We start from the raw sequence: 21,181 nt of genomic DNA on the forward strand, positions 1-21,181 counted from the left end.
GATCGGCTCTTATTCCCTTCCACCCCTGCCATGGGAGGTGGCAGGCCGAAGGCCTGACGGAGGGGTGTCCCGGCTGGCGAGGTCAGGAATTTACCCCGCGACCCGGCTCCACGGCCGGGCGGCACGCATGTCCAGCCGACAGACATGGCGCAGGCCATGCGCACGGATATAGGTCAGCGCGCGCGCATCATAATCCGCCGCCAGCGGATCGCTGAAATGCCAGTCGGGCGGATTGAAGGTCGAGAAGCCGTTGAACGTCGGCACCCGCCACTGCTCGGCCAGGAACATCGCATCGACATTGTGCGGATAGAGCGCGTGAAGCTCGGCATTGATATAGAGCGGCTCATTCACCCGCGTCGCGACGACATAGAAGACCGCACAGTCGCGTGGCGGCGCCGGGATCGCCGACAAGGCGGTCCGCTGGGCGGTGCGGCTGAGTTGCGCGGGCGTTTCGGCGCTCAGATTCTCGGCGACCAGCAGCGTGACGATCCCCGCCAGCCACCAGGGCCGCCTGCCCGCCAGCCGCGCGGCCTGCTCGCGCCACGCCGCCGCGACGACCAGCAGGAACGGCAGGGTCAGCCAGAGCTGGTAGCGCGACACGGTGCGCAACCCCTTGGCCCCTGGCACCAGCCAGAAGACGAGGTTCCAGGGCGAGGCCACCCAGAATTGCAGCGTCAGCGCCCAGGCGACGATCATCGCCAGCGCAAAGGCGCGCCACTCGACGGGCGCGGTCCGGTCGATCCCGATCCGCCGCCGCACGACGATGCGCCACGCCGCGATCAGCAGGAGGACGCACAGGATCGGCGGGAACCCCGCTTGATGCTCACCCCCCAGCACGCGACCGGGCAGCAACGGGTCCTCCGGCAAGACCATATGGACCAGCGCGAACAGCGGGCGGAAGATCCAGCCCCATAGATAATTGCCCGGCCCAACATTGATCATGTCGATCCCCGGCGTCACCAGATAGCCGAGCATCTCATAATAGCCCTCGCCACCCGTCTCGCGCAGCTTGGGCAGATAAACGGCGAGAAAAGGCAGGATCAGGACGGCAAAGGCCCCGCCCCCCCAGGCCAGCGTCCCGGCATGACGCCGCACCAGCCCGATCAGCGCGGCCGGGGCCAGATTCCCGCTGAGAATCATCCAGCAACAGGCGAACAGACAGGCCGAGAAGATGGTGAACCAGGCCATGTAATAAGAGGTCATCAGCCAAGCCGCCATCAACGCGGCCAGCGCCACCGCACGCCCCCTTGCCCCTGCCCGCTCGCCGCGCAGCTCGGCCCGGACGGTGTCGATCGCCAGGATCATCGCCACCGGCAGCAGCGCGACGCTCTGCAACTGGGCATGGACCGCCTGGAGATGGATGTTGCTGGCGATGCTCCACAGCAAGGCGACCAGCAGGGCGCTCCCCCGCCCCCAGCCGAGCGTGCGCGTCACGAGATGATAGGCGACGGCAAAGCCGATCGTCTTGAAGGTCAGGATGTTCAGCGTATCGGCGTGGAAGGGATCGGCGACCATCCGCCAAGCCGAATAGGACAGGCCATAAAGGAAATAGCCGTCATTATAGCCCAGCGTGCCGCGATAGGGATGGAAGTAGAAACCGCTGTTCCACGGCGACACGCCCGTCCAGACATTGCGCCAATGTTCGAGGATGGTCATTTCGATCAGCGCATCCCCCCGCTCGCCGAAAGCGAGGTCGAAGCCGCTGGCGATCGGCACGCGGAAGACCAGCAGCATGGCGACGGCATAGGTCAGCGCGAACGGAAGGACGGTCGTCCAGAGCCGGGCAGGCACGGCGGGCAAGGTCTTCGAGGAGCGGACGACGGCTTCCATGGCCGTGCCGTAGGGACAGCGAAAGAGGCTGTCGAGCGTCACGCCCCAAGGCGATATGACTGCCAAAGCACCTGCAACATGGTCGTGAATGTCACTTGAACCCGTTGCCGCGCTCCGGTCATCATGGCGCAAACCGACCGTGGCACGAGGAACCGATGGACCAGCATTGTCGCCCGCGAATGCCGCGCAATCGCCTCTGGTGTCTGGGCATCGTGACTCTTGCCGCGATGCTGACGGCTGCCTCCGCGCCGCGTTACGACTGGTCGACCGCCGATCTCTCCTATGTCGGCGGCGTGGCGGCGCTGCGTGGTGCGGCCGCATCGCGGGCCCTCTGCGCCCGCCTGATCGCCCTGAGGCCGCCGCCCGCCGACATCGCCGACACCAGACAGGCCAAGGCCCTGGAGCGTTGTAGTAGCGAGGCGCTGCTATACGGGATCGGGCACCCGGCGGATCCTGTCGCGGCACGGCGTTGCGCATGGCGCGAATATGCGATCGCGCAGAGCGATGACGGACCGCCGCTCGACTATTTCCGGGGCGCGGGCATTCTCGCCGTCGCCTATGCCAATGGCTGGGGCGGACCACGCGACATGGATATGGCAATTCATATGGCGTGCGGGATCGACGACGCGCCTGCCGCGATGCAGGCGCGGATCGATCATCTTCGGGCGCTCGCCCGCAATGGCCCCGGACGCAAGCCGTTCCGCATCTGCGACGACATCTCCAGCGGGATGAGCGGCGGCGTCTGCGCGGCGCATGCGGCGTCGTTTCGCGACCAGGATCGCGCCCACATCGTCGCCCGTTGGAAACGGAGCTGGTCGCCCGCCCGGCGTGCGGCGTTCGACACAGTGCTGGCCAGCATGACCGCCTATGCCGAGGCCGCGCACACGCTCGATTGCCATGGTGGAACGGCGGCGACGCAATGCACGATCGACGGCGTCGAAAGCGATCTCACCCGCTTCACGGCCAAGATCGGCGCGCTGCTCGGGCAAAACCCGTCACCTGCCGTGCCGCCACTGGCGGAGCGTAGCAACGCTGCCACCGATGCCGCCGGATGGGCCCAGTTCATGCGGCAACTGCCCCCGGACGAGCGGGCGCTCTACGAGACCAATGGCCATCAGACGATCGCAGCGAGAGCGCGGTTCGAACGCGACCTGCTCGCCTTTACCGCCACGATACCGGGTATCACGCCGCATCAGACACGACAGTTGTTCTCGGATCTCTAGGGCCGATCGGCATTCAGCCTATTCCTCCCCTGCAAGGGGAGGGGGACCATGCGTAGCATGGTGGAGGGGTGTCCCCGGTGGCGAAGGTAGGTCCAAATTCTCTAACCGGGACACCCCTCCGTCAGGCCTTCGGCCTGCCACCTCCCCTTGCAGGGGAGGAATAGGCTGAATGTCGATCCGTCCTAGGGCTCCGGCAGTCATAACGGGATAAGGGCTGAACCCGCTCGCTTTCCGGAAGGCAGGGGGCTTGCAACACAGTCCGTTCAGGCGCCGAGCCTGCACGTCAGCCCCCAATATCTTCGAGCCGCGATCTATTCCGCCGCCTCGATCACGCCTCCGTCTTCGGACTGGCTGTAGACACGATCGAGATAGTGGTTGGCGATGATGTAATGCGCTCGGACGGCTGCGGGATGGGTCGCCTTCTGGGCCAGTTCGAGTTCGGTTTCGGCACGCTGGTAGAAATAGTCTTCGTCAATCTCAGGCGACGTCATTTCAGGTCTCCGGGGTCCCATCGGCGCGCCAACAACCCGCGCGCATCCGGGATCTTCTCCAATGTTCGTATATGGTTGGGAAGGTGGTTCGGTTCCCGCCGGACGGCCCTGAGCCCCCTCCATTCGACGCAAATCCGTTGTTTTCGTCGCAACGCCCCCCTGCCCGCAGGCAAGGCATCACGTCTACTTCAAAGGACAAAGCGCCGTTCGCAAAAAACCGCCGCCCGGTTGCCCGGACGGCGGCTCTTTGATTCCAATCCGTCAGACGGATCAGTCGTTCAGATACTCACCGGCATCGGCGTCGGTGCCGTGGCCGGAGGGTGCGACCTCGGCCAGCGGATCGTTGCCGACACCGCCCGCATCACGCACCGAACGCGCCTGCTCGGCGGCCCGCTCTTCGGCGGCGCTGACCGGTGCGATGATCGCCTCGGCCAGCTTGCGCTGCTGCGCGCGGAGCGCGGCGTCGCGGCTGGAAGCCGCCACGCGCAGGCGGTTCATGCCAGCGCCCGTACCCGCCGGGATCAGGCGGCCGACGATGACATTCTCCTTCAGGCCCATCAGCGTGTCCTGCTTGCCCTGGACCGCTGCCTCGGTGAGGACGCGGGTGGTTTCCTGGAACGACGCCGCCGAGATGAAGCTGCGGGTCTGCAGCGACGCCTTGGTGATGCCGAGCAGGACGGGCTTGCCCTGCGCACGGACCTGGTTCGCGTCGAGCTTGTCGTTGATCGCGTCCATTTCCTCGCGATCGACCTGCTCGCCCTTCAGCAGCGTGGTGTCGCCGCCGTCGGTGATCTCGACCTTCTGCAGCATCTGACGAACGATCGTCTCGATGTGCTTGTCGTTGATCTTCACGCCCTGGAGACGATAGACTTCCTGGATTTCGCTGACCAGATATTCGGCCAGCGGCTCCACGCCCATCGTTTCCAGAATGTCGTGCGGATCGGGCGAACCGCCGATCAGGTTGTCGCCACGCTTGACGTAGTCGCCTTCCTGAACGTCGATCACCTTCGACTTGGGCACCAGATACTCGACGACCTCGCCGCCATCCTCGGGCTGGATGCCGATCTTGCGCTTCGCCTTGTAATCCTTGCCGAACACGACACGGCCCGAGACCTTGGCGATGATCGCCGAGTCCTTGGGAACGCGCGCTTCGAACAGCTCGGCGACGCGCGGCAGACCGCCGGTGATGTCGCGGGTCTTGGCCGATTCGCGCGCGACACGGGCCAGAACGTCACCGCCCTGCACCTGCGCCCCGTCCTCGACCGAGAGCGTCGCACCCGGCGCCAGCATGTAGCGGCCGGCCTCGCCCGAATTGTCGTCGAGCAGGGTCATGCGCGGACGCAGATCCTCCTTCGACTTGGTCGAGGCGCGATATTCGGTGACGACGCGCTGGGCGATACCCGTCGCTTCGTCGACCTGCTCGGTCAGGGTCTTGCCCTCGATCAGGTCCTGGAACTTCACCGTACCGGGGTTTTCGGTGATCACCGGCATGGTGAACGGATCCCACTCGGCCATGCGGTCGCCCTTCGACACGATGTGACCATCGTCGAACAGGACGTACGCACCGTAAGGGATACGGTCGACCGACAGCTCGCGGCCGTCCATGTCGACGATCGCGATCTCACCCGAACGGCTCAGCACCACGCGGCGGCCACGCTGGTCGGTGATCAGGCGCAGGTCGCGGAACTGGACGACACCGTCCACCGCCGCTTCCAGGTTCGACTGCTCGTTCAGCTGCGCCGCACCACCGATGTGGAAGGTACGCATGGTCAGCTGCGTACCCGGCTCACCGATCGACTGCGCCGCGATGACGCCGACTGCTTCGCCGATGTTCACCGGCGTACCACGGGCGAGGTCACGGCCATAGCACTTGCCGCAGACACCGACCTTCGATTCGCAGACCAGCGGGCTGCGGATCTTGACCGACTGGGTGTTCGCCGCCTCGATCTTGGCCACCATCGGCTCGTCGAGCAGGACGCCCGATGCGATGATGACTTCGCCGGTCTTGGCGTTGACGATGTCCTCGGCCGTGGTGCGGCCCAGGATACGCTCGCCGAGCGACGCGATGGTCGAGCCGCCCTGCACGATCGCCTTCATCTCCAGGGCGCGGGTCGTGCCGCAATCCTCTTCGATGATGACGCAGTCCTGGCTGACGTCGACCAGACGGCGGGTCAGGTAACCCGAGTTCGCCGTCTTCAGTGCCGTGTCGGCCAGGCCCTTACGCGCGCCGTGGGTCGAGTTGAAGTATTCAAGAACGGTCAGACCTTCCTTGAAGTTCGAGATGATCGGCGTTTCGATGATCTCGCCCGACGGCTTGGCCATCAGGCCGCGCATGCCCGCAAGCTGCTTGATCTGCGCGGGGCTACCACGCGCACCCGAGTGGGCCATCATGTAGATCGAGTTGATCGGCTTTTCGCGGCCGACCATCGGGCCGTCCTCGTAATGCCGGACCGCCTTGATCTCGTTCATCATCGAGTTCGCGACCTGGTCGCCGCAACGGCTCCACGCGTCGATCACCTTGTTGTACTTCTCCTGCTGCGTGATCAGGCCGTCCTGATACTGCTGCTCGAAGTCCTTCACCTGCTCGCGCGTCTCGTCGACCAGACGATCCTTGTCCGGCGCGATGATCATGTCGTCCTTGCCGAACGAGATGCCGGCGCGGAACGCGTGACGGAAGCCCAGCGCCATGATCGCGTCGGCGAACAGCACGGTCTCCTTCTGGCCGGTGTGACGATACACCTCGTCGATGACCTCGCCGACGTCCTTCTTGGTCAGGACGCGGTTGACGATGTCGAAGGGCACCTTGTGGCTCTTCGGCAAAGTCTCGCCCAGCAGCATGCGGCCCGGGGTCGTTTCGAAGCGCTTCAGGTACTGGTTGCCCTGCTCATCGGTCTGCGGAACGCGGCTGATGATCTTGGTATGCAGCGTGACGGCACCGGCGAAGAGGGCCTGATGGACCTCCTCCATGTCCGCCAGCATCATGCCCTCGCCCGGTTCCTTCTCCTTCTGGAGCGACAGGTAATACAGGCCCAGCACCATGTCCTGCGACGGCACGATGATCGGCTTGCCGTTGGCGGGCGACAGGATGTTGTTGGTCGACATCATCAGGACGCGCGCTTCCAGCTGCGCTTCGAGCGACAGCGGAACGTGCACGGCCATCTGGTCGCCGTCGAAGTCGGCGTTGAACGCCGAGCAGACCAGCGGGTGAAGCTGGATCGCCTTGCCCTCGATCAGCACCGGCTCGAACGCCTGGATGCCCAGACGGTGAAGCGTCGGCGCACGGTTCAGCATAACCGGGTGCTCGCGGATCACCTCGTCCAGGATGTCCCAGACTTCCTTGCGCTCCTTCTCGACCCACTTCTTGGCCTGCTTCAGGGTCATCGACAGACCCTTGGCGTCCAGACGGGCATAGATGAACGGCTTGAACAACTCGAGCGCCATCTTCTTCGGCAGGCCGCACTGGTGCAGCTTCAGCTCCGGGCCGGTCACGATGACCGAGCGGCCCGAATAGTCGACGCGCTTGCCGAGCAGGTTCTGACGGAAGCGGCCCTGCTTGCCCTTCAGCATGTCGGACAGCGACTTCAGCGGACGCTTGTTGGCACCCGTGATCGTGCGACCACGACGGCCGTTATCGAACAGCGCGTCGACCGCTTCCTGCAACATGCGCTTTTCGTTGCGGACGATGATGTCCGGCGCACGTAGCTCCATCAGGCGCTTCAGGCGATTGTTGCGGTTGATGACGCGGCGATACAGGTCGTTCAGGTCCGAGGTCGCGAAGCGACCGCCGTCCAGCGGCACCAGCGGGCGCAGCTCGGGCGGGATGACCGGAATGACTTCCAGGATCATCCATTCGGGACGGTTGCCCGATTCCAGGAAGCTCTCGACGACCTTCAGGCGCTTGATGATCTTCTTGGGCTTCAGCTCCGACTTGGTCGTGGCCAGCTCTTCGAGCAGCGCGACCTTCTCGCCTTCCAGGTCGAGATTCTCGAGCATGATGCGGACCGCCTCGGCGCCGATCCCGGCCGAGAAGGCGTCCTCGCCATATTCATCCTGCGCGTCGAGCAGTTCGTCCTCGGTGAGAAGCTGATACTTCTCCAGCGGGGTCAGGCCCGGCTCGATGACGATATAGGCTTCGAAGTACAGCACGCGCTCGAGCTGCTTCAGCTGCATGTCGAGCAGCAAGCCGATGCGCGACGGCAGCGACTTCAGGAACCAGATGTGCGCGACCGGCGCGGCCAGTTCGATATGGCCCATCCGCTCGCGGCGGACCTTCGACACCGTGACTTCGACACCGCACTTTTCGCAGACGATGCCCTTGTACTTCATGCGCTTGTACTTGCCGCACAAGCATTCGTAATCCTTGATCGGACCGAAGATGCGCGCGCAGAACAGGCCGTCACGTTCCGGCTTGAACGTGCGGTAGTTGATCGTCTCGGGCTTCTTGATCTCGCCGAACGACCAGGAACGGATCTTGTCGGGCGACGCGATACCGATCTGAATCTGGTCGAAGGTTTCCGGCTTGGCCACCGGATTGGCGAAGTTGGTCAGTTCGTTCATTTTGCTTTCCTCACAGGGAGGGAAAATTCATCGGGCGAGAAGGAAGGTGCCGGTGAGGCAGATTGCCCCACCGGCTTGACCTGTCTTACTCCGCCGCCTCGGCCAGACCGTCGTCCTGGCTCTCTTCCATCGACTTGAGATCGACGTTGAGACCCAGCGAGCGCATTTCCTTGACCAGCACGTTGAAGCTCTCCGGGATGCCCGCCTCGAAGGTGTCGTCGCCCTTGACGATCGCTTCGTAGACCTTGGTGCGGCCGACCACGTCGTCCGACTTCACCGTCAGCATTTCCTGGAGCGTGTACGCCGCGCCATAAGCCTGCAGCGCCCACACTTCCATTTCCCCGAAGCGCTGGCCACCGAACTGCGCCTTACCGCCCAGCGGCTGCTGGGTAACGAGCGAGTACGGCCCGATCGAACGCGCGTGGATCTTGTCGTCGACCAGGTGGTGGAGCTTCAGCATGTAGATGATGCCGACGGTCACCTTGCGGTCGAACTGATCGCCGGTGCGCCCGTCGAACAGGTCCGACTGGCCCGAGGTGTGGAGGCCCGCCAGTTCCAGCATCTCCGACACGTCGCTCTCGCGCGCGCCGTCGAACACCGGGGTCCCCATCGGCACGCCGGTGCGGATGTTCTGGACCAGCTCGGCCACTTCCTCGTCGTCACGGTTCTGGATGTCTTCGGCATAATGATCGCCGTAGATCTCCACGAGCCGCGACTTCACCGCTTCCGGCACCGCGCCCGGCTTGGCGTCAGGATTGGCTTCGCGCCAATCCTCCAGCTGCGCCGCGACCTGCATACCCAGGTTGCGCGCCGCCCAGCCCAGATGCGTCTCGAAGATCTGACCGACGTTCATGCGCGACGGCACGCCCAGCGGGTTCAGCACGAGATCGACCGGCGTACCGTCCGCGAGGAAGGGCATATCCTCCTGCGGCAGGATGCGGCTGATGACGCCCTTGTTGCCGTGACGGCCGGCCATCTTGTCGCCCGGCTGCAGCTTGCGCTTCACCGCAACGAAGACCTTGACCATCTTCAGCACGCCCGGCGGCAGCTCGTCGCCACGCTCCAGCTTGTCGCGGCGGTCATGGAACTTGTCCGTGATCCGCTTGGCGGCTTCGTCATATTGGGCCTTGACCGCTTCCAGATCGCTCTGGCGCGCGTCGTCGGCAACGGCGAACTTCCACCATTCGTGACGATCGACCGATTCCAGCACCTCGGCATCGATGACGATGCCCTTCTTCACGCCCTTGGGCGCGGCGGTGGCGGTCTGGTCGAGCAGCATCTCGCGCAGGCGGCTCCAGGTCGCCCGGTTGAGGATCGTGCGCTCGTCGTCGGCGTCCTTCTTCAGACGCTCGATCTCCTCGCGCTCGATCGCCATCGCGCGCTCGTCCTTGTCGATGCCGTGACGATTGAAGACGCGCACGTCGACGATCGTACCGGCCACGCCCGGCGGCAGACGCAGCGAGGTATCGCGCACGTCGCTGGCCTTTTCACCGAAGATCGCGCGGAGCAGCTTTTCCTCCGGCGTCATCGGCGATTCGCCCTTCGGCGTGATCTTGCCGACCAGGATGTCGCCCGGCTCCACCTCGGCCCCGACATAGACGATGCCCGCCTCGTCGAGGTTGCGCAGCGCCTCTTCACCCACGTTCGGGATGTCGCGGGTGATGTCTTCCGGCCCGAGCTTGGTGTCGCGCGCCATGACTTCGAACTCGTCGATATGGATCGACGTGAACACGTCGTCCTTCACGATCCGCTCGGAGATGAGGATCGAGTCCTCATAGTTGTAGCCGTTCCAGGGCATGAACGCGACGAGCGCGTTGCGGCCCAGCGCCAGCTCGCCGAACTCGGTCGAGGGGCCGTCGGCGATCACGTCGCCCGCCTTCACGACGTCGCCCACCTTCACCAGCGGACGCTGGTTGATGCAGGTCGACTGGTTCGAACGCTGGAACTTCATCAGCGTGTAGATGTCGACGCCCGACTTGCCCGCGTCCACGTCACCGGTGGCGCGCACGACGATACGGCTGGCGTCGACCTGGTCGACGATACCTGCACGCTTGGCGGCGATCGCCGCGCCCGAATCGCGCGCGACGGTCTCTTCCATGCCGGTGCCGACGAAGGGCGCTTCCGCCTTCACCAGCGGCACGGCCTGACGCTGCATGTTCGAGCCCATGAGCGCGCGGTTGGCGTCGTCGTTTTCCAGGAACGGAATGAGCGAGGCGGCGACCGAGACGAGCTGCTTGGGGCTGACGTCCATCAGGGTGATCTGATCGGGCAGCGCCATCAGGAATTCGCCCGCCTGACGCGCCGAGACCAGATCCTCGGTGAAGCGATTGTCCGCATCCGTCGCGGCCGAAGCCTGGGCGACGGTGTGCTTCTGTTCCTCCATCGCCGACAGGTACACGACCTCGTCGGTGACGCGGCCGTCGATCACCTTGCGGTACGGCGTCTCGATGAAGCCGTACTTGTTGACGCGGGCGAAGGTCGACAGCGAGTTGATCAGACCGATGTTCGGGCCTTCCGGCGTTTCGATCGGGCAGATGCGGCCATAGTGCGTCGGGTGAACGTCGCGGACTTCGAAGCCCGCACGCTCACGCGTCAGACCGCCCGGCCCGAGCGCCGAGACGCGACGCTTGTGCGTCACTTCGGACAGCGGGTTGGTCTGGTCCATGAACTGCGACAGCTGCGACGAACCGAAGAACTCGCGCACCGCGGCGACCGCGGGCTTGGCGTTGATCAGGTCGTTCGGCATCACGGTCGACACGTCGACCGACGACATGCGCTCCTTGACCGCACGCTCCATGCGCAGCAGGCCGACGCGATACTGGTTCTCCAGCAGCTCGCCCACCGAACGGACGCGGCGGTTGCCGAGATTGTCGATATCGTCGATCTCGCCCTTGCCGTCCTTCAGGTCGACCAGCGTCTTGACGACCGAGAGGATGTCCTCGGTGCGCAGCGTCGTCACCGTGTCCGGGCAATCGAGGTCGAGGCGCATGTTCAGCTTGACGCGACCCACGGCCGACAGGTCATAGCGATCGGGATCGAAGAACAGGCCCGCGAACAGCGACTCCGCCGTCTCCAGCGTCGGCGGCTCGCCGGGGCGCATGACGCGATAAATGTCCGACAGCGCCTGCTCGCGCTCTTCGGCCTTGTCGGCCTTCAGCGTGTTGCGGATCCACGGACCGGTCGCGACATGGTCGATGTCGAGCAGCTCGATCGTGTCGACGCCCGCCTTGTCCAGCGCTTCAAGATTCTCGGCGCTGATCTCGTCACCGGCTTCGACGTAGATTTCGCCGGTCTGCTCGTTGATGAGGTCATAGGCCGAATAGCGACCGAAGATTTCCTCGGTCGGGATCAACAGCTGCGACAGGCCGTCCTTGGCCGCCTTGTTGGCAGCGCGGGGGCTGATCTTCTGACCGGCCGGGAACACCACCTCGCCCGAGCTGGCGTCGACGATGTCGAACATCGGCTTGGCACCGCGCCAGTTCTCGGCCTGGAACGGGATCTTCCAGCCGCCATCGCCGCGAACGAAGGTCAGGCGGTTGTAGAAATAGTTGAGGACCTCTTCCGAGTTCATGCCCAGCGCATAGAGCAGCGCCGTCACCGGCAGCTTGCGCTTGCGGTCGATACGGACGTTGACGATGTCCTTGGCGTCGAACTCGAAGTCCAGCCATGAGCCGCGATACGGGATCACGCGCGCGGCGAATAGATACTTGCCCGAGGCATGGGTCTTGCCGCGGTCATGGTCGAACAGCACGCCCGGCGAACGGTGCATCTGGCTGACGATGACGCGCTCGGTGCCGTTGATGAAGAAGGTGCCGTTCTCCGTCATCAGGGGCATGTCGCCCATGTAGACGTCCTGCTCCTTGATATCGATGACCGACTTGGCTTCGGTATCGGGATCGACCTCGAACGCGGTCAGGCGCAGCGTGACGCGCATCGGCGCGGCATAGGTGATGCCCCGCTGGCGGCATTCCTCGACGTCGAACTTCGGGTCCTCGAGGACGTAATCGTCGAAGTCGAGATAGGCGGTGCCCGCGAAATCCTGGATCGGGAAGACGCTGCGCAGCGTCTTTTCCAGCCCCGAGACATGGCCCGTGGACTTGTCCGAGCGCAGGAACTGCTCGTAGCTTTCGCGCTGAACCTCGATCAGGTTCGGCATCTGCACCACTTCGTGGATGTCGCCGAATACCTTGCGGATACGCCGCTTGGCGGTGCCGCCATCGCCCTTGCGCGGGGCGGAGCCGCTGTCGATCGCCTTGGTTGCCATGGGTCTATCTGCCTCGTCAGCCGTAAATCACTGCCCGGATGCCTCCGGACCAGACGCAACGACAGACGCCGAAAGGCCGCTCGCATCAATATGCGGCGGCATTCGGCGTCCGTTGAACCAGCAATCTTCCATTCGACCGACACGCTGCGCGAAGGCGCATCATTTCCCGAAGATCCTGGTGAGCGAAAGCGATATAAGCACGCGAGGCACCGGTGTCAAACAGCGCCACGCGCACATGACGGGAAAGTTCCTCTTCCGGTCATGTCTGCCATATATTGGCCGCATATGGCGTTACACAAGGGGTTGCATCCCTTCCGGCCACCGGGCACGGCTGGGGTGTTCGGGCCGGTGGTCCGAACGGCCGGAAGAGTATAGTTACCGCGAGGAATGGATTTCATGACATCGTCCGGGCCGCGCCGCGTCGCGCGCCTTCTCGCCCTGACGCTGGCGCCGGTGCTCGCGCCGATGCCTGCGGTCGCGGTGCCGTTCCAGACCTCGTCGCAGGATAACGATGCCGCCCGTCCCACGACGAGCGGACTGGACGGATTCAGCCTGAGCCCGCGCGCCGCCACCCCGCAAGGGTCGCAGACGCCGGTGCCGACGCCGCCTGCACCGCGCATCGTCCTGCCCGGCCAGAGCACGCCTGCCGCCGCGACGCCGACCCCCGCTCCGACGCCCCGGCCCAGCCCGACGCCGCGCCCCACCCCGCGTGCGACGCCCACGCCGACGCCCAGTCCGACGTCCGTCGCCGAGCCGACGCCCATGGCCTCGCCCGAGCCGCCCGCGACGCGCCTGCCCGATCGCGAGCCGGCGGTCCCCGCCCCGTCTGAGGTCGGGGTGGACGGCATGACCATCACCAATGGTCAGGGCGCCAATCCGGCGATCGCCGCCCCTGGCACGACCGCACCCGAGGTCCAGGACGAGGGCGATCGGGGCCTGCCCTTCTGGCCGCTGCTGATCGGCACCGGCCTGGCGGCGCTGGCGGTCGGCATCTGGCTGGGCCGTCGAAGCCGCCGCATGCCTGCGCTGCCAGCGCCCTCGCCCCGCCCGACCGAGGGTGGCGCAACGCCGGAGCCGACGCCGACCGCCATGCCCGAGGCCGGGACCCGCGCGACCACGCCCGCCGCCGCGCCACAGCCCGCCGCACCGGCGCTGCCGCCGGAGCCCAGCTTCCTGTCGGTCGACGCACGCCCGCTGCGGGTCGGACTGAACATGCTGACCGCGACGATCGAGGCCGAGGTGACGGTGCACAACACCGGCGCGACGCCGATCGGCCGGGTCGCGGTCGACCTGCGCCTGCTGAGCGCTCATGCCGGGCTGGACGGCGAGCTGATCGACCTGGCGCGCCAGCCGCAGGGCCGTCCGATCGTTCCGGCCTTCGCGCTGGCACCGGGCGAAAGCCGCACCGTGCGCGGCGTCACCGCCCTGCCGCGCGAAGCGATCCATGTCATCGACGCGGCCGGTCGGCCGATGTTCGTACCGATCCTGTCCGCTGCCGCACATACCGACTGGGGCGTCGCGCGCTGCGCCTATGCGGTCGGCCTGGAACGCGTCGATTCGACCAAGCTGTCGCCGATCTGGCTTGACCAGCCGGGGCGGATGTACGACCAGGTCGCCGCGCGTCCGCATGTGATGCGGGGGTAAGTCCGGGGCGTGGGCTTCGACTTCGCTCAGCCTGAACGGCTGTTTGTATAGGAACGGCCCCTACCTCCGTTCAGCCTGAGCGAAGTCGAAGGCCACGCCCCGCGCTATCCGATCACCCCGCCCGCATATCCTCGGTAATCACATGCGGCGCGGTTTCGCCGAACGTGCGGACCAGCGTCTGGAATCCCTTGCCCTCGATCCGCAACTCGTTGAACGCGGGCGGCGTCTTGCGCGTCCGCTTGGACAGCGTGCCCGCACCGATCATGCGGATGATCCGGCCATCGCGGTCGACCGGCACGTCGAACGGGTCATGGACATGGCCGCTCAGCACCGCATGGGCGCCCGCCGCCGCCAGCTGGGTCAACGCGGCATCGCCGTTGCGGGTCTTGGCGGTGCCCTTGGTCGGCCCCTCGATCAGCGGATGATGCGCGGCGACCAGGATCAGATGGTCCTTGGGCGCCTCCGCGATCAGCGCCAGCGCCCGGCGGAGCGAGCCGGAGCTGACCCGCCCCTTGGACCAGTTCCACCGCCACTGGGCGCGCGCGGTGGTCTTCAGCGGCACCACCGTCACACCGGGCAGGTCGAGCGGCTTTTCGATCATCCGCTCGATCGCGGCATAACGCTGGTACGGCGCGAACAGCCGCCGGAACGGATCCAAATAATAGGGGATGTCGTGATTGCCGACCTCGACCGTCACCGGCACGCCCAGCGATTGCAGCCAGGCACCCCCGGCCTGAAACTCGCGCTTGGTCGCACGCATCGTCAGGTCGCCGGTCATGATGACCGCATGCGGCCTTTCCGCCGCGACCCGCTCGGCGAACCAGGCGAGCGCGGCGGGGTCCTCGGCACCGAAATGCACGTCGCTGACATGAAACAGGCGGATCATGCCGCCCGTCCTAAACTGCCCATCCGCCTCACGGCAACTCGGCCATCGCACGCGGCTCGTGCAGCGGACAGCCATTCACCCGGCCGCGATACTCGGCCGAGAAGCGATAGGTATCCTTGCGGGCCCGGTTGATATTGCCCAGCGGCCGGTGCGCGGCCAGGCCGTGCCAGATGCTGTAGGACAGCGCATCGTCGATCGCATTGGTCTGGCCGTCTTGCCAGCTGATCTGCGGTTCGGCCGTAAAGGTCGCGACGGTGATGTACGGGCTGTCCGCTTCGCTCCATTCGGCGGTCGCGTCCTCGATCGGCATGGCGTCCAGATCGCGGTTCAGCTGGACTCGCAGCTCCCACGCGCCGCCCTGCTCGATCATCACCTCGCGCACCACCTCGCGCAGCGCGTCGGGGCGGTCGTGGGTGTCGACCGTGTCGCCGGTCAGCTGGGTCAGCGCAGGGCTGACCGGGAACAGGCCGAACTTGGCGATATGGTCGCCGTAGCGGAACGGCGTCTGGCTGTAATAGGTCTCGCCTAAGGGGTGCACCTGCTTCGACCCGCCCAGCGTCTTGAGCGTCGCGCTCTCTACCCCGACCGTCTCCAGCGTCGCCTCGATTCCGCGCAGGATTCCGGACAGCAGCTTCTTGCCGCCCTCGAACCTGTCGGTCGTGGAGGCCAGCATCTTCAGGTTCTTGGCAAAGGCGTCGGCGGTGGGCGCGGTGAAGACCGGCGCATTGGCCATGACGAAATCCTGCGTCGCGTCGCCTTCCGAGCCCGGCAAGCGCTCGCCCTCGACCCCGATGACCTTCAGCGCCAGCCCACGCGGTAGGGCGATGGCGTCGTCCAATATATCGCCCGGATTGGTCGAGATGCGTGCCACCGCGTCATAGTCGCCCGGCGTCGCGAAAAGCCCCTGCGCCAGCTCAGGCGGGAGATTGTCATGGACCGTCAGCTTGCCGCGGATGATGCCATGCGCCTTGGCATGGACGGCGCGGACGCCGTGGCCATAGTCCTTAGACGTGGTGTCGAGAATATGTGCGAAGGATTCTTTCATCTGGTCGACGGTTTCGCCTTCCTCGGGCTTCACGTCTTCGACCTGGGGGGTGAAATGGACGGGGGGTTTCATTGGGGCTCTCCCTGCAAGCCCCACCAACCCATGTTGGGTGATAGCGTTCCCCGCGATGGCGCTGGCGGCCCGCCCCACGCACGCCCCGCCCGCCTGCGGGAGGGGGAGCAGAGAAAGCGGAAGGGAGGCAGACGGAGGCACCCGCCCCGCTTCCCCCTCCCCCATCAATCCGCTAACCGGGCCGACATGGCCTTTTATCACCCACTCCTATTCGCCCTCGATGCCGAGCGCGCCCATGGTCTGACGGTCGCGATGCTGTCGCGCTGGGGATCGCTGGGGGCGCCGCTGGGGGGCGATCCGGCACGCTATCCGCGCCTGGCCACGAAGGTGGCGGGGATCGACTTCGCCAATCCGATGGGGCTCGCGGCGGGGGTCGACAAGAATGGCGAGGCGATCGACGGCTTTTTCGGCCTGGGCTTCGGCCTGGTTGAGATCGGCACGCTGACGCCCAAGCCCCAGCCCGGCAACCCGAAGCCCCGCCTGTTCCGGCTGGTCGAGGACAAGGGCGTGGTCAATCGCTATGGCTTCAACAATGGCGGGCTGGACGCCGGGCTGGCGCGCGCGAAGGCCGCCAGGCGCAAGGGCGTGTTGGGCATCAATGTCGGCGCCAACAAGGACGCCGCCGACCGGATCGCCGATTATCGCCACGGCGTGACCCAGGCTGCGCCGATCGCCGATTACGTCACGATCAACATCTCCAGCCCCAACACACCGGGCCTGCGCGACCTTCAGCACGGGCCGGCGCTCGCCGAGCTGCTGGCCGCCTCGCGCGAGGCGGCGGGGACGGTGCCGCTGTTCCTGAAGGTCGCCCCCGACCTGGAGCCCGCCCAGATCGACGAGATCGCGCGTGCGGCGATCGACCACCGGCTGGACGCGATCATCATCGGCAACACCACCATCACCCGCCCGGCGGTGAAGAGCGCGAACGCCGCCGAGACCGGCGGGCTGTCGGGACGCCCGCTCGCCCCGCTGGCGCGGGCGCGGCTGGCCGATTTCCGGAAAGCCACCGGGGCGGCGATGACGCTGATCGCGGCGGGCGGCATCGACTCCGGTGCGGAGGCCTATGCCCGCATCCGGGCTGGGGCGAGCCTGGTCCAGCTTTACTCCGCGCTGGTCTATGAAGGGCCCGGCCTCGCCGCCCGCATCCTGGCCGATCTCGACGCGCTGCTCGCACGTGACGGCTTTGCCAGCGTCGCGGAGGCGGTCGGCGCCTGACGTTACGGCTTGGCGTGGGGCAAGGCTTGCCGCTAGGGTTGGCGTTATGAAGCACTGGCTCCTGTCCGTCGCGGCGCTTGCGCTGCCGCTCGTCGCATCCGCCCAAGCGCGCGGCCCCGCCCCCAAGGCTGCACCAAGCGAAGGGATGGTCAGCGCCGCCGACCCACGCGCGGCCGCCGCCGGGGTGGAGATATTGCGCGCCGGGGGCAGCGCGACCGACGCCGCCATCGCCACCATGCTGGCGCTGAACGTGGTCGAGCCGCAAAGCTCCGGCATCGGCGGCGGCAGCTACTGGGTACGCCATGAGGCGCAGGGCGGCGCCACGACCACGATCGACGCGCGCGAGGCCGCGCCGATGGCAGCGACGCCGAACTGGTTCTACGGCCCCGATGGCCGCCCGCTCAGCCATGCCGATGCCGTGCCGGGCGGACGCAGTGTCGGCGTGCCCGGCGCGTTGCGCGGGATGGCGATGGCGCATGCCCAGGGCGGCAAGCTGCCCTGGGCGCGGCTGTTCCAGCCCGCGATCCGGCTGGCGCGCGACGGGTTCCAGCTGACCCCGCGCCTCCAGACCGCGCTGACCCGCTATGGCGGCCATGTCGACGCCGCCACCCGCGCGCGGCTGACCGGACTCGATGGACAGGTGCTCCCCCTGGGCAGCACCATCCGCAACCCGGAACAGGCCGCCCTGCTGGAACGGATCGCCAGGCTCGGCCCCGACAGCTTCTATGTCGGCCCGCAGGCGCAGAAGCTGGTGACGACGGTCAACGGCGCGACGCGCAATCCGTCGAAGATGGCGATGGGCGATCTCGCATCCTACTCGGCCAAGCCGCGCCCGCCGCTGTGCGCGACCTATCGCGGCTACAGGATTTGCAGCATGGGCCCGTCCTCGGGTGGCGGCTCGACCATGTTGTCGATCCTGAAGCTGCTCGAACGCTTTGACATGGGTAAGCTGGGCAAAGATTCCCCACAGGCCTGGCACCTGTTCGCCGAGGCCTCGCGCCTGGCCTATGCCGACCGCGACGCGTATCTGGGCGATCCCGATTATGTCCGCGTGCCGCTGAAGGGGTTGTTCGACCCGGCCTATATCGCCAGCCGCTCCGCGCTGATTTCGCCTGACAGCACGATGGCGACGGTCACGCCCGGCACGCCGCCCGGCGCGCCGGCGCGGGTGCGCGCGCCGGTCAGCGAGGTGCCCGGCACCACCGACCTCGTCACCGTCGACGCCGCCGGTAACGTCGCCGAGGTGACGACCACCATCGAGGGGTCGTTCGGCTCCGGCCTGTCGGTCGACGGCACGATGCTGAACAACGAGCTGACCGATTTCGACATCGTGCCGGTCAAGGACGGCGATCTGGTCGCCAACCGGGTCGAGGGCGGCAAGCGCCCGCGCAGCTCCATGTCGCCGACCATCGTCTATGGTCCCGACGGCCAGGTCCACCTGGCGATCGGCGCGGCGGGCGGCTCGACCATCATCGCCCAGGTCGCCAAGGCGATCATCGGCGTGATCGACTGGAAGATGAGTGCGCAGGATGCGATCGCGCAAGGCCTGCTCTTCGCGCCGTACAAGGTGGCGACGGTCGAACAGGGCACGTCGCTGGTCGACCTCGTCCCCGGCCTTCAGGCGCTGGGCGAGACGGTGGTCGTCGCGCCGCTGGGGCTGAAAGCCAATGCCATCGAGCGTGTCGGCGGCCACTGGGTCGGCGCGGCCGATCCCCGCAGCGAGGGCGTGGCGATCGACGTAAGCGGCCGGACGACCGCTATCCGCCGCGTCGGCGACAAGCCCGGACGGCCCGCCGAATAAAGGCCGCCCCCGGACGACACGAAAACAAAGAGCCCGGTCGCGCGTTACGTCGCGCAACACGGGCCGGTGGGAGAGGCACCATGCGTACGCTCGAATATTTCCCCAATCTCGTCACCATGTTCTTCACCCGCGCCGCAGAGAAGGGCCACGCCCCCTTCCTTTGGCGCAAGCAGGACGGCGCCTGGCGCGCGATCAGCTGGGCCGACACCGCACGCCGCGTCGCGGCCCTGGCGGCAGGGTTGAAGGCGACCGGCCTGCAGCGCGGCGACCGGGTGATGCTGGTGTCGGAGAACCGGCCGGAATGGTGCATCGCCGACCTGGCGATCATGGCGGCGGGCTGCGTCACCGTGCCGACCTACACGACGAATACCGAGCGCGATCACACCCATATCATCGAGAATTCGGGTGCCCGCGCGATCATCGTGTCGACCCAGAAGCTGGCGACGACGCTGATGCCCGCCGCGCTGCGCTCCAACCATGTCCAGACGGTGATCGGGTTCGAGCCGCTGAGGCTCGGCCCGTCCCAGATCGACTGTCGCCATTACGACACGCTGATCGCCGAGCATCCGACCCCGCCGGAGTCGATCGCGGCACAGGCCGACTTCACCCGCGAGGACTTGGCCTGCATCATCTACACCTCGGGCACCGGCGGCGCACCGCGCGGGGTGATGCAGCATCACGGTGCGATCCTGCACAATTGCGCCGGATGCAGCGCGATCATCGAGGAGGATTTCGGCTGGGGGGACGAGGTGTTCCTGTCCTTCCTCCCCCTCTCCCACGCCTATGAGCATACCGGCGGCCAGCATTTCCCCATCTCGCTGGGCGGGCAGATCTATTATGCCGAGGGACTCGACAAGCTCGCCGCCAATATGGAGGAAGTCGGGCCGACGATCATGTTCGTCGTGCCCCGCCTGTTCGAGGTGCTGCACACCCGTATCGCCAAGGCGATCGAGAAGAAGGGCGGGCTGGGAGCCAAGCTGCTCGACCAGGCGCTGGTGCTGGGCCGCCGCAGCTATGACGGCCGCCTGCGCCTGATCGACCGCCCGGCGCAGCTGGCGGTCAAGACGCTGTTCAAGCCCAAGATCGCCAAGCGCTTCGGCGGGCGGTTGAAGGCGATGGTGTCGGGCGGTGCGCCGCTGAACCCGGAAATCGGGCTGTTCTTCCACTCGATCGGCCTCACCCTGCTCCAGGGCTATGGCCAGACCGAGGCCGCGCCGGTCATCGCCTGCAACCGCCCCAAGACGGGCGTGCGGATGGACACGGTCGGGCCGCCCCTGCCCGACACCGAGGTACAGATCGCCGAGGATGGCGAGATCCTGGTCCGCGGCGAGCTGGTCATGCACGGTTACTGGCGCAATCCGGTCGAGACCGACCGGGTGCTGAAGGACGGCTGGCTGCACACCGGCGATATCGGCGAGTTCGACGCCGCCGGCCGCCTGCGCATCACCGACCGCAAGAAAGACCTGATCATCAACGACAAGGGCGAGAATGTCGCCCCGCAGAAGGTCGAGGGGATGCTGACCCTCCAGCCCGAGATCGGCCAGGCGATGATCGCGGGCGACCGCCGCCCCTATATGGTCGCGCTGATCGTGCCCGATGCGGAGTGGACCGCCGAATGGTGCGCGAAGTCCGGCACGGGCTGCAACCGCGCGGCGCTGGACGACGATCTGGATTTCCGGGGCGCGATCTCGGCGGCGATCGACCGGGTCAATCGCGACCTGTCGGTGACCGAGCGCATCCGCCGCTTCATCATCGCCGACGAACCCTTCGCGATCGAGAACCAGCAGCTGACGCCGTCGCTGAAGATCCGGCGGCACGTCCTGCGCGAGGTTTACGGCGAGCGACTGGACGCGCTGTACAAGAATTGAGTCCCATTCCTCCCCAAGCTCGGCTTGGGGAGGGGGACCGCCGGGCGCAGCCCGGTGGTGGAGGGGCAGGTGTCCTCACCAGCGTTGCCTGCCCCTCCACCATGCTACGCATGGTCCCCCTCCCCATCTGACGATGGGGAGGATTGAAGAGGACATGCTTTACGACAAGAATGAGGCGTCTTCGCCTCTGCCACTGGCCACACCCCTCCCGCAGGCGGGAGGGGTGTGGCCAGTGGCAGAGGCGAAGACGCCTCATTCTTGTCGTAAAGCATGTCCTCTTCAATC

The 21,181-nt window shown here is 66.4% G+C and carries 11 protein-coding genes; 5 read left to right on the forward strand and 6 right to left on the reverse strand.

Annotated elements, in window-relative coordinates:
- Positions 1 to 90: 90 nt before the first annotated feature.
- Positions 91 to 1,830: a hypothetical protein gene (locus QZ546_RS16615; protein WP_294240030.1), complete on the reverse strand. Its 1,740-nt coding sequence runs from the start codon at positions 1,828 to 1,830 to the stop codon at positions 91 to 93.
- Positions 1,831 to 1,985: 155 nt separating this feature from the next.
- Here QZ546_RS16615 and QZ546_RS16620 point away from each other — a divergent pair, with 155 nt between their 5' ends.
- Positions 1,986 to 3,053 carry a hypothetical protein gene (locus tag QZ546_RS16620; protein ID WP_294240031.1) on the forward strand — a complete coding sequence of 356 codons (1,068 nt, stop codon included), beginning with the start codon at positions 1,986 to 1,988 and terminating at the stop codon, positions 3,051 to 3,053.
- A 311-nt stretch (positions 3,054 to 3,364) separates the two neighbouring features.
- Here the strand turns inward: QZ546_RS16620 and QZ546_RS16625 are convergent, their stop codons facing one another.
- The 3 genes from QZ546_RS16625 to rpoB all read right to left on the reverse strand — a co-directional run bounded on the left by QZ546_RS16625 (position 3,365) and on the right by rpoB (position 12,365).
- Positions 3,365 to 3,544 carry a hypothetical protein gene (locus tag QZ546_RS16625; RefSeq protein WP_294240032.1) on the reverse strand — a complete coding sequence of 60 codons (180 nt, stop codon included), beginning with the start codon at positions 3,542 to 3,544 and terminating at the stop codon, positions 3,365 to 3,367.
- Between the two features lie 270 nt (positions 3,545 to 3,814).
- Positions 3,815 to 8,101 (reverse strand): DNA-directed RNA polymerase subunit beta', encoded by a 4,287-nt coding sequence (gene rpoC, locus QZ546_RS16630; protein ID WP_294240034.1) that lies wholly within the window; start codon positions 8,099 to 8,101, stop codon positions 3,815 to 3,817.
- 85 nt (positions 8,102 to 8,186) lie between these two features.
- Positions 8,187 to 12,365 (reverse strand): DNA-directed RNA polymerase subunit beta, encoded by a 4,179-nt coding sequence (rpoB, locus tag QZ546_RS16635; RefSeq protein WP_294240038.1) that lies wholly within the window; start codon positions 12,363 to 12,365, stop codon positions 8,187 to 8,189.
- A gap of 396 nt (positions 12,366 to 12,761) precedes the next feature.
- On the opposite strand from rpoB, the gene QZ546_RS16640 reads away from it, so the two are divergent.
- The gene (locus tag QZ546_RS16640) at positions 12,762 to 14,009 is read left to right on the forward strand and encodes a hypothetical protein (RefSeq protein ID WP_294240040.1); all 1,248 of its coding nucleotides are present in this window, start codon (positions 12,762 to 12,764) and stop codon (positions 14,007 to 14,009) included.
- A gap of 112 nt (positions 14,010 to 14,121) precedes the next feature.
- Here the strand turns inward: QZ546_RS16640 and QZ546_RS16645 are convergent, their stop codons facing one another.
- Entirely contained in the window at positions 14,122 to 14,895 is a 774-nt protein-coding gene (locus tag QZ546_RS16645) for a metallophosphoesterase (protein ID WP_294240041.1), read from the reverse strand.
- 28 nt (positions 14,896 to 14,923) lie between these two features.
- The gene (locus tag QZ546_RS16650; RefSeq protein ID WP_294240044.1) at positions 14,924 to 16,012 is read right to left on the reverse strand and encodes a catalase family protein; all 1,089 of its coding nucleotides are present in this window, start codon (positions 16,010 to 16,012) and stop codon (positions 14,924 to 14,926) included.
- A 186-nt stretch (positions 16,013 to 16,198) separates the two neighbouring features.
- Here QZ546_RS16650 and QZ546_RS16655 point away from each other — a divergent pair, with 186 nt between their 5' ends.
- The 3 genes from QZ546_RS16655 to QZ546_RS16665 all read left to right on the forward strand — a co-directional run bounded on the left by QZ546_RS16655 (position 16,199) and on the right by QZ546_RS16665 (position 20,896).
- A complete protein-coding gene (locus QZ546_RS16655) occupies positions 16,199 to 17,227 on the forward strand; it encodes a quinone-dependent dihydroorotate dehydrogenase (RefSeq protein WP_294240045.1) in 1,029 nt (342 codons plus the stop codon).
- 46 nt (positions 17,228 to 17,273) lie between these two features.
- A complete protein-coding gene (gene ggt / locus QZ546_RS16660; RefSeq protein ID WP_367113545.1) occupies positions 17,274 to 19,028 on the forward strand; it encodes a gamma-glutamyltransferase in 1,755 nt (584 codons plus the stop codon).
- A gap of 80 nt (positions 19,029 to 19,108) precedes the next feature.
- Positions 19,109 to 20,896: a long-chain fatty acid--CoA ligase gene (locus tag QZ546_RS16665; RefSeq protein WP_294240048.1), complete on the forward strand. Its 1,788-nt coding sequence runs from the start codon at positions 19,109 to 19,111 to the stop codon at positions 20,894 to 20,896.
- The last annotated feature ends 285 nt before the right edge of the window (positions 20,897 to 21,181 follow it).

The sequence above is a fragment of the uncultured Sphingomonas sp. genome (genome assembly GCF_913062585.1).
Taxonomy (GTDB): domain Bacteria; phylum Pseudomonadota; class Alphaproteobacteria; order Sphingomonadales; family Sphingomonadaceae; genus Sphingomonas.